The following is a 13595-nucleotide window of genomic DNA, read 5'->3' on the forward strand; positions in this document are numbered from 1 at the left end:
TATCTAGAATGACGACCATATTCTACCATGTAATAGGGAGGAATAGTGATAGAGTTTTGTAAATATTTCAGAATTTTTGGAAAAATATTTGGCCGTCTTCGCGAATCCTGCGGAAAGCACCTTCGGCCGTCGGCAAGGCATGACATGAAACCGCCCCAATAGCCCCATAAAACGGCCAAAAAGCGCTAAACGGACGTCGCGGCCTGCTGCAGCCCGTCCTCTAGCGCTTTTTTAGACTATTTCCACCATGCTTCGTCCGGATAACGGTCGCCGCCTATGGCTACCGTTTCGCCGATGCGCGGGGTCGCCATTTTCACTTGCTTGGCCTGAGCGGCCCGGGTTACCCGCTCGATCGGATCGTGCCAATCGTGAAGCGAAAGCGTAAAGGCGCCCCAATGAACCGGGAGGAGCACCCCGCCGCGCACGTCGAGATGCGCCTGCACCGTTTCCTCCGGCAGCATATGAATGTCCGCCCAACGCTTATCGTATTGCCCGCATTCCATCAAGGTCAGATCAAACGGGCCGTACTCGTCCCCTATCGCTTTAAAATGCGGCCCGTACCCGCCGTCGCCGCTGTAGTACACCGAGCGTTCCCGCCCTTGGATGACCCACGAGCACCATAACGTCGCGTCGCGGTCCGTCAAGCTTCTCCCGGAAAAATGCCTTGCCGGGGCGCATACGAAACGGATGCCGTCCAGCCGAATCTCATCCCGCCAATCGCATTCCCGTATGATGGAAGGATCGATGCCCCAGCGGCGAAGATGGGCGCCGACGCCAAGCGGCACGATATATAAGCCCGCTTTGCCCCGGAGCTTGCGGATGGTGCCGTAGTCGAGATGGTCGTAATGGTCGTGGGACAATAACACGACGTCGATGAACGGCAGCTCCTCCGGCCGGACCGGAAGCTCCCTGCTGTAGCGCTTGTTGCCGAAGATCGGAAACGGCGTCGGCGCTTTGCCGAGCATCGGATCGATCAAGATGCGCTTGCCCTCCAGCTCGAGCAGCGATGCCGAATGGCCGAACCAGGTAACGCGGGACTCTCCGGGCCCAAGCGGTGGCCAATCGGCCGCCGGAACGACCGGAAGCGGCTGCCGCGGCCGAATGGCCGGCTTGGGCTTGGCGTAATCGCGGAGCAAAGAGCGGACCGTCTTCATGTCCATCCTCATATCGACGGGAGGGACATTGACGAACTTCCGCCCCGAATAGTGCTCCAGCCGTCCATAGGCGGCCCGCCGCTCCTTCGTTTCCGTTCGTCCGAGAGGGGGATAATAACGAAGAACCAATGCAATAACGATTCCGATTATAACGACGGTAATTAAGGTTGCCGGCATGTTTGACAGATCCCTCACGATATATAAAGGCTACCGCTATTGTACCACTGCTTGTCCTCCCGCTTCAAAGGCTCCGGTTCCCCTAGTTTTTATCCCCGTTCGCCCCGCTTAATTCCTCTCTGCTTATATTCCAGCGGGCTTACGCCGACATGTTCCTTGAACACCTTGGAGAAATAGTGCTGGTCCGCGAAGCAAAGCGCATCCGAAATGTCCCTGATTTTCATTTCCGGTCTCGTCTCCAGCAGCTTGCGCGCCTCGTTTATTTTCATTTCCGTGTAATAGTGCACGAACGTTTGCCCGGAGAAGCGCTTAATAATCCGGCTGATATAGGACGAGCTGACGTGGAACAGCCGGACCAGATCCGGTATGGATACGTTCGCGTACAGATTGGTGCGCAAATAACCGTCCATCCGCTCGAACAGCTCGGCGCCGCTTTTCCGGTTTAACGATTTCGCGCGGTCGAAGCATTGCTCCGCCCAAACGAGCAGCTCCGAGCCGAATTGCTTGTAGCTCGGCTGCCGAAACAGCTCCTCCCGTTTGCCGAACAGCCATGCGCTCCCCGCTTCCTCTCCCTCCTCCAGCAGCGCGGCGAAGGAGGCGGCCAATTTGCCGAAAAACCGCTTCAGTTCGGCAAGCCGAACGTTCGCCCTCTCCCATTTGACCAACTGCTCGGAAAGCATGAGCATAAACCGGTCCTTGTTCATCTGCTCGATCAGGGACGCCAGGACGCCCCCGATCCGGTCGACGTCTTCGAAGCCGGGATGAGGATAATGACGCTGCAGCGCGAAATCGAGCGCGACAGGCTTAAATACCGTCTGCCACTCCTCCAGGCAGCGAGCGGCCTCGGCGTATCCTTCCGGAATCCGATTCCATTCCGTCGGCGACAGGCAGCCGATCAGCGACGCCTGAATGCCGGCGGCGGCAAGCCGCAAGCGAACGTTCTCGAGCAATGCCGAACGATCATCGGCCGGATCGAGCCACGAGGCGTCGGCTACGAGCAGCCGCTCGCCGTTAACGGTAGGCATGCTCCACGCGGGAGAAGGAAGGTCTGCGCAGACGGCCGCGTAAGCCTCGTCCGGACGGTCCAAGCCCGCCGTGAAAGGCTGCTCGCGGATGATGAATACGACTTTCGGGTTCCGAAAAAATTCGGGGCCCGGATTTAAGCTTCGGCACCGTCTTTCTTCCACGATTCCTTGGAACGCGGACGCCAAATCCTCCTGCGCTTCCCGAAGCTGGGCCAGGATGCGCTCCATCACCTCGAGCAGCTGGCTCCGCTCGACCGGCTTCAGCAAATAGTCCGTCACCTGCAAATTGATCGCTTTGCGGGTATACTCGAAATCGTTGTAGCCGCTGATCAGAACGGCTTTCAGCTTCGGATGGAGCCGCTTGGCGCGCTCGATCAGCGTAAGCCCGTCCATCTTCGGCATCCGAATGTCCGTCAGCAAAATATCGATCGCATGCCGTCCGAACGCGTCCAGCGCCTCCTCGCCGGTCGCCGCCGTCGCCGCAACGCGGACCGGCAGGCCCGACGATTCGAGCAGCCCCTTAATATTGCGCAAAATCGGCTTGCTGTCCTCCGCGATCAGAACGTTGTACATCGTTTCGCTCCTCCTTCCTTCATTCAATAGAAATCCCGCTTCAGAGAAGCGATGATCTGAACGGTCGTCCCGCTGTTGTCGGGATTGTTGAACACGTTGAAAAACAGCCGGTTTTTGTACATCAGCTTCAGCCGGTTGACCGTGTTGATCATGCCCATGCTGCCGATGCCGAGCGAGCTGCTCTTCAGCTCCTGGGCGCCGTGGTCGGACTCCTCGATTTTGGTCACGATTTCCTTGATTTTGTCCGGGTCGATCCCTTTGCCGTTGTCGCTGATCTCCATGGCCCAAAGCCCGTTGAACAGCTTGATCCGGATATGGATTTTCCAAGGCGGGTCCGTGTTCTCGAAGGCATGCTCGATGCAATTCTCGACGAACGGCTGAATGACAAGACGCGGCAGCTGAATCGCTTCCGCCGAAGGATCCGTCTCGATCTCCCAGTCGAGATCCTCCTCGTAATTCCGCTCCACGAGCGACAAATATCGTTTCGTATGCTCGATTTCCTCCAGCATGTTCACATGTTTATACGGCGAAGAGACGATGTATCTTAAGCTTTCCGACAGCTGCTTGCACATGTCCGATACGGCTTCGTTGTTTCCTTCTTGGGCCGCAATGCTGATCAAATACAAAGCGTTGTGAATGAAATGAGGAGCGATCTGCGCCTGCAGCGCCGTGTTTCTCGCCATCGCCTCCTCGTGCACGGCCAGCTTTTCCCTCTCGATCGAGGACTGCAGCCGTTCCAGCAGCTCGCCGAACGCCTCGTTCAGCAGCACCAGATCGTTGTTCTGCAGCCGGCTGTCGATCCGCAGGTTCAAATTGCTGTAGTTCATTCGCATAATCTGGCTGCGAAGCCGGCGAACCGGCAGGACGATATTTCTCGCGAAAAAGTAAACGTACACGGCCGAAAACAACGTCAGCCCGACGATCAAAAGAATCGAAAGGCCGCTGACCGAGTTGACCGAGCCGAGCACCGCGGATTTGGACTTGACGACAACGGTCGTCCATCCGCTGCTTTCCGACTTCTGATAAGCGACAAAATTGCCGGAGTCGTCCGAATAAATGCCGCTGTCGGCCAAGTCGCGCATGCTTGGCTCATCCAGCATCCGCCCATTCGTCCCTTGGGACGTTACGATCGGCTTGCCGTCCGAATCGATCACATAGACGCCGGAAGCGGTCACCCCGTCGGCCGCCTTCTGGAAATACGCGTAATCGAGCTGAATGTACAAGTAGCCGTAAACCTTGCCGTTGACGTCGATAATCGACCTGACGAAAGCGAGCGATCCGGGCTTTTCGGCATGCAGGATGAAGCTGCTATCCCTCAGCTTGTCCGCGTACCGCTCATCTTTCAGGACAGGCTCGATAGAGCCCGGAATCTCTACTCCGAAATAGGAGGCCACCGGACGGCCTTCGAGACTGTAGACGGCCATATCCCGAACGTCCATGCTCGGCCCTAAAGCCTGAAACATAATATCTCTCAGCAGCCGGGCTCTTTGGAGCCCCTCCAGGAGGGAGCCCGAATCGAAATTCAGCGATTCGAACAGCTTATGATTGGACAAAACGCGCTGCGACAGCTGATTTTGCACATCGATGTAATCTTCCAGCTGATCGGACAACTGGGTGGCGGTCATGCGCGTTTCATCGATCGTTTTTTCCCGGAGCGGCGAAATGACGTACCCGTGAACGTAAATGAGAAAGCATCCGAGAATGACCAGCAGCAGAGGAAAAAACGTCAGAAAAAGCTTGGTTTGCAAGCTTATCCTGTTTTTGAAGGGGGGGATGTTAGGGCGCAATCGGATCGTCCTCCTTTCCTCTCCGGTTCAGAATATTACACATCAACAGGAAACGACAAACATGTACCCCGTTCGACTTGAAAATTATAATCGTAATTGTAACCGCCTTCATCCAAAGTGACAACACATATCAAATTTTTGGGGGGATAGTCGCATGGACAACAAAATGAAACGTTTCTCGAAGTTATTGCTCTTGCCGGCCCTGGCCGTCGCGCTTGCCGCCTGCGGATCCAATTCCGCCTCTTCCGGGGAATCCTCAAGCTCCGGCGAGAAAGTGACGATCGAGCTGGCCATCTCCAAAGCCTCGCAGGATTCCGCCTTCGTCGACGCGGAGCTGCTCAAGCAATTCGAAGAACAGACGAATATTAAAGTCAACATTCAGCAGCTTCCTTCCGAGCAAGTGACGACGGTGCTGCAAACGAAGCTTGCCGTCGGCGAAACGCCCGACATCGTGCAATATAACTTGGCGAGCGCCGCGTCCGATTTGAACCTGGAGCGCAATTTCGAAATTCTCGACAACGAGCATTGGGTCAGCCGCCTGCAGAATAAAGACGTGCTTTCGTGGAACGGCCATGTGTACAGCTTTCACGTCAGCCAGGACACCGGCATGCAAGGCGTCGTCTACAACAAGGACATTTTCGAGGAACTCGGCTTATCCGTTCCGAACAGCTACGAAGAATTCGTCGCGGCGGCGGAGAAGATCAAAGCCGCCGGCATTACCCCGATCTTCATGCCGTTCAAGGACAACTGGTCGATCAACATTTGGACGTCGGCCGCTTTCGCCGATTATGCCGCCAAAAACGAGCCGACGCTGTGGGAAGATTTGAATTCCAACAAGAAAAAATGGACCGACATTCCGGCTTTCGAGACGATTATCCAGCAGCAATACGATCTGTACGAGAAGGGTCTGACGAACGCCGACCTGTTGAGCGACAGCTACGACATGGCGGTAGGCAAATTCCTGAACAAGGAAGTGGCCATGATGTTCATGGGCGACTGGCTCATTCAGGACGTACAGAACAAAGACCCGAACGTTCGGCTCGGCCTGTTCCCGATTCCGTATGCGAGCGACGCGCTTGTCGGCGCCAGCCCGCTCGGCGGACAGCTGTTCATTCCGAAGCAGGCGAAGCATATCGAAGAAGCGAAACAATTTCTGGACTTTCTCGCGTCCAAGGAAGTCGCGCAAGAGATCGTCAACGAGCAGGAATACGTCTCCAACTTTAGCGACGTGACGACGCCGGAGCTTCCGGAATACAAGCAAGAGATCGTCGATCAGTACATTACGCCGCAAAAAACGGTCACGACGATGGAAGCCTACATGTCCGTCGACCTGAGCGAGTTGTACAGAAGCCTGCAGGACGTATTCGCCGGCAGCAAGACGGCCAAGGATGTGCTGGAAACATGGGATGCGAAGTTTAACCAACTGATGAAGGACAAGGGCGTCGAAGGTTTCTAAACATCAATCGGAAGGGACAGGATCAAGCCCTGTAACGGGCTCCGCCCTGTCCCGTCCTTAACGGAGAGTGAACCATGAAAATATCCAAGAAGCTGTACTCCTATTACATGGTCTTGCCCGCCCTGCTTATCTACTGCCTTTTTTTCGTTTTGCCCACGGTCATCGGCTTTTTTTATTCTTTTACCGATTGGCGGCTCGACAGAGAGGAAATCCGGTTTAACGGGTGGACCAACTTCCAGACGATTTTCACCGACGACACGCTGCTGCTCGCGCTCAAAAACACGGTCATCTTCGCAGTCGTTACCGTTATCGGCAAAAACGTCTTCGGCATCGTGCTGGCCGTCGCATTAAATATGCAACTGAAGACCAGAAACCTGCTGAGGGCGATATTCTATTCCCCGTCCATTCTAAGCATTCTGGTCATCAGTATCGTATTTACTCCGATGCTGCGATCCGACGGCGTCATCAACAAGCTGTTCGAGTCCGTCGGCCTTGGATCGCTTACCCAAGCCTGGCTGACCGACCCGGCTATCGTCATTCTCACCGTGTGCGGCATTTCGATCTGGCAGTCCGCCGGTTTTCAGATGGCGATTTATTTGGCCGGTCTGCAGTCGATTCCCAAAGATTATTATGAAGCCGCGACAATCGACGGCGCGGGCGGATGGAAAAGCTTCGTCCACATTACGCTGCCGCTGCTGCTGCCGGCCATCAACATCAACCTTATGCTTACGCTGATCGGCGGCCTGAAAGTATTTTCGGAAGTGTTCGTCCTTACCGGCGGCGGCCCCGGCAATGCGTCTCAGGTTGTCGGAACGATTATTATGCGCTCGTTCGGCGAAGGAAGCTGGGGGCTCGGCACCGCCATGAACACGCTGCTGTTCGTCGTCGTGACCTTGATTTCCGTTCCGCTGCTGTACTTCATGCGGCGCAAGGAGGTTAGCGAATAATGAGCATGCGTTTACGGCACGCCTTGCGCAATTCCATCGTGGAAGCGATCATGCTGCTGCTTTCCCTAATCATTTTGCTTCCCATTCTGGTCATGGTGTTCGGATCGTTCAAAAGCAGCGCGGAAGTGCTCGATTTCTCGCTCAAGCTGCCGAAGGAATGGCTTTTCAGCAATTACAAGCAAGTGTACGAGCAAGGCAACCTGCTGCGGTCGTTCATGAACGGAATCGTCATTACCGGCATTTCTTCCATCATCAATATCGTTACGACGTCCGCCGCCTCCTTCGTCCTCGTGCGGCGGGAATCGCGGATGTCGAACTTTCTGTATCTGTTTTTCTTCATGGGCCTGATCGCCCCGATGTCCACGATTACGACGATTCGGGTCGTTCAATGGCTCGGCTTCTACGGCAGCGTCGCCAGCGTCATTCTCGTTTATGCGGCGCTTAATACGGCCTTTAGCGTCTTTCTGTACAACGGCTTCATCAAGTCCATTCCGAAGGCGCTCGACGAGGTCGCGTTTTTGGAAGGGGCCGGGATGTTCACCGTGTTCTTCCGGATCATTATCCCGCTCATCGTCCCGGTCAACGCCACCGTCTTGATTATGGTGTTCATGTCCGTATGGAACGACATTACGATTCCAATCTACTTTCTGACCGACAGCACCGACTGGACGATGCCGCTTGCGGTATACAACTTCTACGGCTTGTACAGCCGGGACTGGAACCTGATTTTTGCCGTGCTCGTATTGACTTCGCTGCCCGTCTTCATCCTGTATCTGTTCGCGCAAAAATACATTATCGGCGGTCTTACCGCCGGCTCGGTGAAAGGATAATGCGGGGAAGTTGAGCCTCCGTTGACGGCAAAGCGGTCTGCCCCTTATGTGGAGCCGCTTTGCCGACTTTGGCTGCACCACCGCCGTTAACGATTAAAAAAAGGCCCCCAAAGGGACCTCTTCTCAATGTTGCAGTATTTCGTATCAGCTTTCGAGTAACGCTACTCCACCTTAAACTTCGACGCGGCCTCGCCAAGCTCTTTCGTTAACCCTTCGATGGTGACGACCATCTCGGACAAACGACGCACCATCGCCGCCTGCTCCTGCATCGTGGCCGTTACCTCCTCCGCCGAAGCGGATACCTCTTCCCCGGACGCCGACAAGTTTTGCGCCGCCCCGAGCATGTTGTCCTTTTCCGCTTCAAGCTCGGCAACCTCTGTTGCGATGCCGGCTACTTGCTCGTTAATGCCTTTGATGTTCTCGTAGATCGTCCCGAATGCTTCTTGCGTCTTCCGCACGTACTCGTCCTGCAACGACGCGATGCTTTTCAATTCGGAGACGCTGGCGTTGTTTTGCTCGACCAATTCCAGATTCCGCTGGATGATCGCGTTGATCTCGCCGGCCTGCTTCGTGCTTTGGTCGGCAAGCTTGCGGATTTCCGAAGCGACGACGGCAAAGCCTTTGCCGTGCTCGCCGGCTCTTGCCGCTTCGATGGAAGCGTTCAGCGCCAGCAATGTCGTTTGAGCCGCAAGCTCGTTAATCGTTTCGGTAATCCGGCCGATCTGGCCGGAGCTGTCCTGCAGCAGCGACGTTACCGCGGAGATGCTTTGCACTTCCGTATCGTTTTTCTCGCTGATTTGCTGCAAGTTTTCGACGATGCCGTTGCCCTCGTGGAATGCATGCACGATTCCGTCCGAGCTTTCTTTGGCCGATTGCGCCCGGTTGTTCATCTCCAGGAACTTCTCGCCGAAGCTGACGAACTTGTCCACGATGCTCTCCGTATCGTCCGCTTGGGATTCCATCGCCTTGGCGATTTCCGCCGACGCGGTCGTCGTTTCCTGTATGGACTGCGCCGTTCCAGCCGAGGTAGCGTCAAGCTCCTTCATGCTGGAGCGAAGCACCGCGATCGACTCGTTTATGCCCGATATCAGCTCCCTGTTCCGGGTCACCATCCGGTTAAAGCTGTCCGACAGCTGCTTAAACTCGCTGCCGTAACGGCCGCCGGCGGAGACGGTCAAGTCGCCCGACGACAGCTGCCGGAACAGATGCGTAAGGGTAACGATCGGGCGGGTAACGGAACGGGAAATGAGCAGTCCGGCCGCGATAGCGACCGCGACGACCGCAAGGGCAATCAGCATGACCTCGCGAAACATCGTTTCGATCGGTCTGTTAATGTCGGCATACGAATCGATAACGGATACGGTCCAGTCGGTGCCCGGAATTTTGTTGTAACGCAAATACTCCGTTCCCAGGTCCGCTTCGCCGCGGGCAAGCTCTTCCGTCGGCTTTACCTCAAGCAGCGACTCGATATTTTCCACTTGCTGTCCCACTTTTGCCGCATCCACCGAATTATACAAAACAACGCCGCTGCGGCTTAAAATTTCGATCTTTCCTTCTCGATTGATCGCGATCTGACCCAGACTATCCGTAAAGAAGCTGGTGTTGATAACCGACACGTAAACGCCCGTAAGCTGTCCCGCATCATTTTTGATCGGCTCGGTAAAAGCAATGACCAGATTGCCGGTTAATCTGGACACATACGCATCGCTCGCAAACGATTCGCCCGTCCGCACCGTCTCGATAAAATATTCCCGGTCCGCGAAAGATTGGCCGAGCAAGCTGGGATCCGAGCTTGCGACACGCGTTCCTTTGGCGTCCAGCACAAATAGCGACTCATGACCCCGCATTCCCTTCATGCTGGTCACTAGCAAATTATTGGCTTTGGTCAGCAGGCTGTTGGATTCGGAGAAAAAAGCTTCGCTCGGCATCGTGCCGGAAGACCATAAGGCGATCAGCTCCTGAAACGTATTGTGGGTGGATACCAAATAAGCGGATTGCTCTTGCAGCAGGGCCGCCGACCATAACGATTCCCCGATGCGGTCCGCATTCGCTTTGATTTCGTCTTTGCTTTTTTGAAGCAGAAGGGCCGACCCCGAACGGTATACGCTGATCGACGTAATTGCGATGCCCGCCACGACGAGCAGCGTAATTAAAATCGGCAGCTTAACCCGCAAGGATAGGTTCCGGATCTTGTCCTGCAATCTTTTGAAGTAAATCATCGTTGTACGCTCCCCCAATAAAAGATAACTGGCTGGTTTTTGCCATATGTTACTTTTATATCGGATATTATGGGGGATCACGTTAATGGTAATTCGGTCCAGACGGACATCGAAAAAACCGTGAACGCTTGCAGTCGGCAGCATTCACGGTTTCATTATCCTTCGTCATTGGCCGTTTTCTTTGTTTTTTAGCCTTTAATTGCACCTTCCGTCAGTCCTTTTTCGATATATTTGGAAATAAACAAATACACGATCAAGACCGGAACGACGGTGAGCGATACGGCGGTTGCCATAAGGCCGAAGTCGGTGCCGTATTGCGAGCTGATTTCGTTCAGGAGCGAGACGATCGGCCGAACGGTATCCTTGTTGACGAAAATCAGGGCGGAGAACAAATCGTTATACGACCATAAAAATACGAAAATGCTGGCCGATGCAAACGCCGGCCTCGTCATCGGCAGAAACACTTTGACGAACATCTGCCAGCGGTTGCAGCCGTCCATGAATGCCGCTTCCTCCAGTTCCTTCGGAATCGTAGACATATAACCCGCGAGAACGAGGATGGCGAATGTCAGGTTACCCGCGGTCTGGGGCAAAATAAGTCCCCAATACGTATTGACCAGGCTCCATTGAATCAGCAGCTCGTAGACGGGCACGACCGTTGCAAACGCCGGAATAAGCAGACTGGCGTAAAGAATCGAGAAGAGGAGCCTTCTTCCGCGAAACGCGAACCGGGACAGCACGTAAGCGGCAAGTCCTCCCAGGAACAGCACCAGAATGACGGTTCCTCCCGACATAATCAAGCTGTTCAAATAGCTTTTGCCCACATTCATCCGTTCAAAGGCGGTCTCATAATTGATCATGACCGGATCAAGCGCCAGACTGAACGAGTTATTCATAACATCCCGCGAAACTTTAAACGAATTATTGATAATCCAGAACATCGGGTATATCGTCGTCAGCGCCCATACGCTCAACACGAGATACATCACGAAAGTGCCGGGCTTCGCGCTTTTGCCGTAGGAGCTATGGACGTTCATTTCTCGATTGATCGTTTGCTGCATCACTGCACACCCCTAATACCTGCTTAGTATGTGATTTCCTCTCTCTTGAGCAACCGGTTCGCCGCAAGGGACAACAACACGCCGAACACGACGATATATATCGCGATCGTGGAGCCGTAACCGAAGTTCTGATCGACCATCGCTTTCTTGTACATATACGTGCCAAGCACTTCCGTACCGGATTGGCCGCCCGTAATGACCCAGATAAATTCGAATACTTTGAGCGTTCCGGTAATGGCCAGCGTAATCACAACTTTAATGTCGCTCAAGATCAGCGGAATCGTAAGCATGGTCGTCTTCTTGAAGCCGGAAATGCCTTCAAGCTTGGCCGCTTCATAGAAATCGGAAGGGATCTTCGACATGGCGGTAAGGAATAACACGAAATAAAAGCCGACATAATGCCACACGGTAGGAACCGCCACCGCCCGAAGGGCGCTGTTGTCGTCGAGCCACAGCACCTTTTCGATGCCCAAGCCCGCTAGAACGTTATTCAGAAGACCGAATTGATAGTTGTAGAACAGAACAAACAGCAGCGAAATCGCCGTGCCGGAAATGACGACCGGAAAGAAATACACGGTTCGGAAGAACGCCTTTCCTTTGCCGATATTATCGACCAGAACGGCGAGCAAGAGCGCGATGCCGACCTGAAACACAAGCACGTAAACCATAATTTCGAGCGTGTTTAAGGTAGACTCGCCAAGCAGTTCGTCCGAGAAAAGACGCTTGTAGTTGTCGAGGCCGACAAACTTCTTGTCGAAAAAACCGTTGGTCCGGAAAAAGCTGAAATAAAGGCTTTTGAAAAAGGGATAGTACAAAAAAATGGACATGACCGCGGCCGCCGGCAGCAAAAACATCAAAATATATTTTTTATCGCCTTTCATCCTTATCACCTTTGAAGTTTAGTTTAGGTGGATGAAACGACTTCGCCGCCTCGGCATAAGGGGCGGCAAAGTCCTCTCCATGTATCGCGCAGCTGGCAGCCTGCTATTTCTTGGCGGCAACCTCGGTCTCGTGCGCTTCCTTCAAGGCGTCGGCAGGCGTCTTCTTGCCTTCGACGATCGGCTGAATGCTGGCGCGGATGCTGGAGAACGTCTCCGGCGCCACCTTGCTGTCGATCGGCGACGTAATCGAAGCCGATTTGGCAACCATCGCGAAGCCGTCGACCGCAGCTTGCGGCAAGCCTTCGATTTTAACGTCGGCTGCAGGCGTGCCGCCGTTCGCTTGCGCGATTTTCTGAATCGATTCAGGCGAAGTCAGGAATTTCATAAGCGCAATTGCCGTGTCTTTCTTGGCGGCATTGTCGTACGTCGCTTTCGACAGGTAGAAACCGGAACCGAAGCCGCCGACAACGTCGTTGCCGCTGCCTGCTCCGCCAGGGATGGCCGGGAACGGAACGACCGTCGTGTTGTTCTTCACTTCATCGGCCCAGCCGCCGATCGCCCACGAACCTTCGAGAATCATGGCCGCAAGACCTTCGCTGTAATAGTTGCTGGCCATGCTCAGGTCGATTGTAGCCGCGTCTTTCGGGAATGCGCCGAGCTCGCCGAGCTCCTTGATAGCGGCAAGGCCCTTCTCCCAATTCGGATCGACGCCATCGATGAGGCCTTTCTTCTGTCCTTCCGGACCGGCTGCTGCCAAAATAAAATGCTCGATAATGTAATGGGATTGGTCGAACGGACCGGCCAGCGGAATAACGCCGTTCGCCGCAAACGTTTCGACCGCCTTTTTCAGTTTGTCGTAATCTGTAGGGAGCTCAAGGCTGTACTTCTCGAACAGCGCTTTATTAACGAACAAGCCTTCATAATAGCCCGTCAGCGGCGCGGCATAGATGTTGCCGTCGGCTTGGCGCACCGATTCGAGCGCGCTTGGCGAAAAACCGTTTTTCCATTCCGGGTCGGCTTCCAGCAGATCGTTCAGCGGTACGACCTTGCCCGCATTCACGAAGCCTTCCGCGTCCGCGCCGACGAAGTAGAACAACAGATCCGGTTCGTTGCCGCTGTTCATGTCGGTGTTGACCTTGGTCCGGAAGCCGTCGTCGTTGGCGGACATGACGTCGTTTTCGATTTTGACGTTAGGGTTGGCGGCGGTAAACTCGTCCAGCAAGCCTTGGAACGCGTCTCTTGCCGCGTCGGTTCCGCCGAAGGTCGAGAACACGCGTAAGTTTACGGGCTCGGCTTCCGGAGTCGGCGAAGCGGTCGCTTCCGCGCTTCCGCTCGGAGACGGCGACGCCGTGTTGCCGTTGTTGCCGGAGTTGCCGCCGTTCCCGCTGCCTCCGCATGCCGCAAGGAACGTCGTCAGAAGCAATGCCAGGCTTACAAGCAATAAGGATGACTTCTTCACTTCGTAAATCCCCCTTAACCTATAGT

At 54.7% G+C, this 13595-nt stretch carries 10 protein-coding genes; 3 read left to right on the forward strand and 7 right to left on the reverse strand.

Annotated features, from left to right (window positions below; genetic code table 11):
• Nucleotides 1-236: 236 nt before the first annotated feature.
• The 3 genes from ACFSW5_RS09020 to ACFSW5_RS09030 form a co-directional block, all read right to left on the reverse strand.
• Nucleotides 237-1331 (reverse strand): MBL fold metallo-hydrolase, encoded by a 1095-nt coding sequence (locus ACFSW5_RS09020; RefSeq protein WP_379271651.1) that lies wholly within the window; start codon nucleotides 1329-1331, stop codon nucleotides 237-239.
• An 89-nt stretch (nucleotides 1332-1420) separates the two neighbouring features.
• Entirely contained in the window at nucleotides 1421-2929 is a 1509-nt protein-coding gene (locus ACFSW5_RS09025) for a response regulator (protein ID WP_379271653.1), read from the reverse strand.
• 23 nt (nucleotides 2930-2952) lie between these two features.
• Nucleotides 2953-4677, reverse strand: a complete 1725-nt coding sequence (locus ACFSW5_RS09030; RefSeq protein WP_379271655.1) for a sensor histidine kinase — start codon at nucleotides 4675-4677, stop codon at nucleotides 2953-2955.
• Between the two features lie 193 nt (nucleotides 4678-4870).
• Here ACFSW5_RS09030 and ACFSW5_RS09035 point away from each other — a divergent pair, with 193 nt between their 5' ends.
• From ACFSW5_RS09035 to ACFSW5_RS09045, 3 genes are all read left to right on the forward strand, one after another.
• The gene (locus ACFSW5_RS09035) at nucleotides 4871-6172 is read left to right on the forward strand and encodes an ABC transporter substrate-binding protein (protein WP_379271659.1); all 1302 of its coding nucleotides are present in this window, start codon (nucleotides 4871-4873) and stop codon (nucleotides 6170-6172) included.
• A 74-nt stretch (nucleotides 6173-6246) separates the two neighbouring features.
• On the forward strand, nucleotides 6247-7119 hold the full coding sequence (locus tag ACFSW5_RS09040; protein WP_379271662.1) for a carbohydrate ABC transporter permease: 873 nt from the start codon (nucleotides 6247-6249) through the stop codon (nucleotides 7117-7119).
• Complete coding sequence (locus ACFSW5_RS09045; RefSeq protein ID WP_379271664.1) at nucleotides 7119-7949, forward strand: carbohydrate ABC transporter permease; 831 nt, start codon at nucleotides 7119-7121, stop codon at nucleotides 7947-7949. Before ACFSW5_RS09040 ends, ACFSW5_RS09045 begins: the two co-directional genes overlap by 1 nt.
• A gap of 161 nt (nucleotides 7950-8110) precedes the next feature.
• Here the strand turns inward: ACFSW5_RS09045 and ACFSW5_RS09050 are convergent, their stop codons facing one another.
• The 4 genes from ACFSW5_RS09050 to ACFSW5_RS09065 all read right to left on the reverse strand — a co-directional run bounded on the left by ACFSW5_RS09050 (nucleotide 8111) and on the right by ACFSW5_RS09065 (nucleotide 13569).
• A complete protein-coding gene (locus ACFSW5_RS09050; RefSeq protein WP_379271666.1) occupies nucleotides 8111-10168 on the reverse strand; it encodes a methyl-accepting chemotaxis protein in 2058 nt (685 codons plus the stop codon).
• Nucleotides 10169-10356: 188 nt separating this feature from the next.
• A complete protein-coding gene (locus ACFSW5_RS09055) occupies nucleotides 10357-11229 on the reverse strand; it encodes a carbohydrate ABC transporter permease (RefSeq protein ID WP_449290233.1) in 873 nt (290 codons plus the stop codon).
• A 23-nt stretch (nucleotides 11230-11252) separates the two neighbouring features.
• A complete protein-coding gene (locus tag ACFSW5_RS09060; protein ID WP_379271669.1) occupies nucleotides 11253-12110 on the reverse strand; it encodes a carbohydrate ABC transporter permease in 858 nt (285 codons plus the stop codon).
• Between the two features lie 103 nt (nucleotides 12111-12213).
• Entirely contained in the window at nucleotides 12214-13569 is a 1356-nt protein-coding gene (locus tag ACFSW5_RS09065; protein WP_379271671.1) for an ABC transporter substrate-binding protein, read from the reverse strand.
• Nucleotides 13570-13595 lie beyond the last annotated feature (26 nt).

The sequence above is a fragment of the Paenibacillus thailandensis genome, assembly GCF_042685365.1.
GTDB classification, from domain to species: domain Bacteria; phylum Bacillota; class Bacilli; order Paenibacillales; family Paenibacillaceae; genus Paenibacillus_AP; species Paenibacillus_AP thailandensis.

Bases quoted from the DNA above. Each gene is read 5' to 3' on its own strand.
- ACFSW5_RS09020 (WP_379271651.1), bottom strand. From the start codon at position 1,331: ATGCCGGCAACCTTAATTACCGTCGTTATAATCGGAATCGTTATTGCA.
- ACFSW5_RS09025 (WP_379271653.1), bottom strand. From the start codon at position 2,929: ATGTACAACGTTCTGATCGCGGAGGACAGCAAGCCGATTTTGCGCAAT.
- ACFSW5_RS09035 (WP_379271659.1), top strand. From the start codon at position 4,871: ATGGACAACAAAATGAAACGTTTCTCGAAGTTATTGCTCTTGCCGGCC.
- ACFSW5_RS09040 (WP_379271662.1), top strand. From the start codon at position 6,247: ATGAAAATATCCAAGAAGCTGTACTCCTATTACATGGTCTTGCCCGCC.
- ACFSW5_RS09045 (WP_379271664.1), top strand. From the start codon at position 7,119: ATGAGCATGCGTTTACGGCACGCCTTGCGCAATTCCATCGTGGAAGCG.
- ACFSW5_RS09050 (WP_379271666.1), bottom strand. From the start codon at position 10,168: ATGATTTACTTCAAAAGATTGCAGGACAAGATCCGGAACCTATCCTTG.
- ACFSW5_RS09055 (WP_449290233.1), bottom strand. From the start codon at position 11,229: ATGCAGCAAACGATCAATCGAGAAATGAACGTCCATAGCTCCTACGGC.
- ACFSW5_RS09060 (WP_379271669.1), bottom strand. From the start codon at position 12,110: ATGAAAGGCGATAAAAAATATATTTTGATGTTTTTGCTGCCGGCGGCC.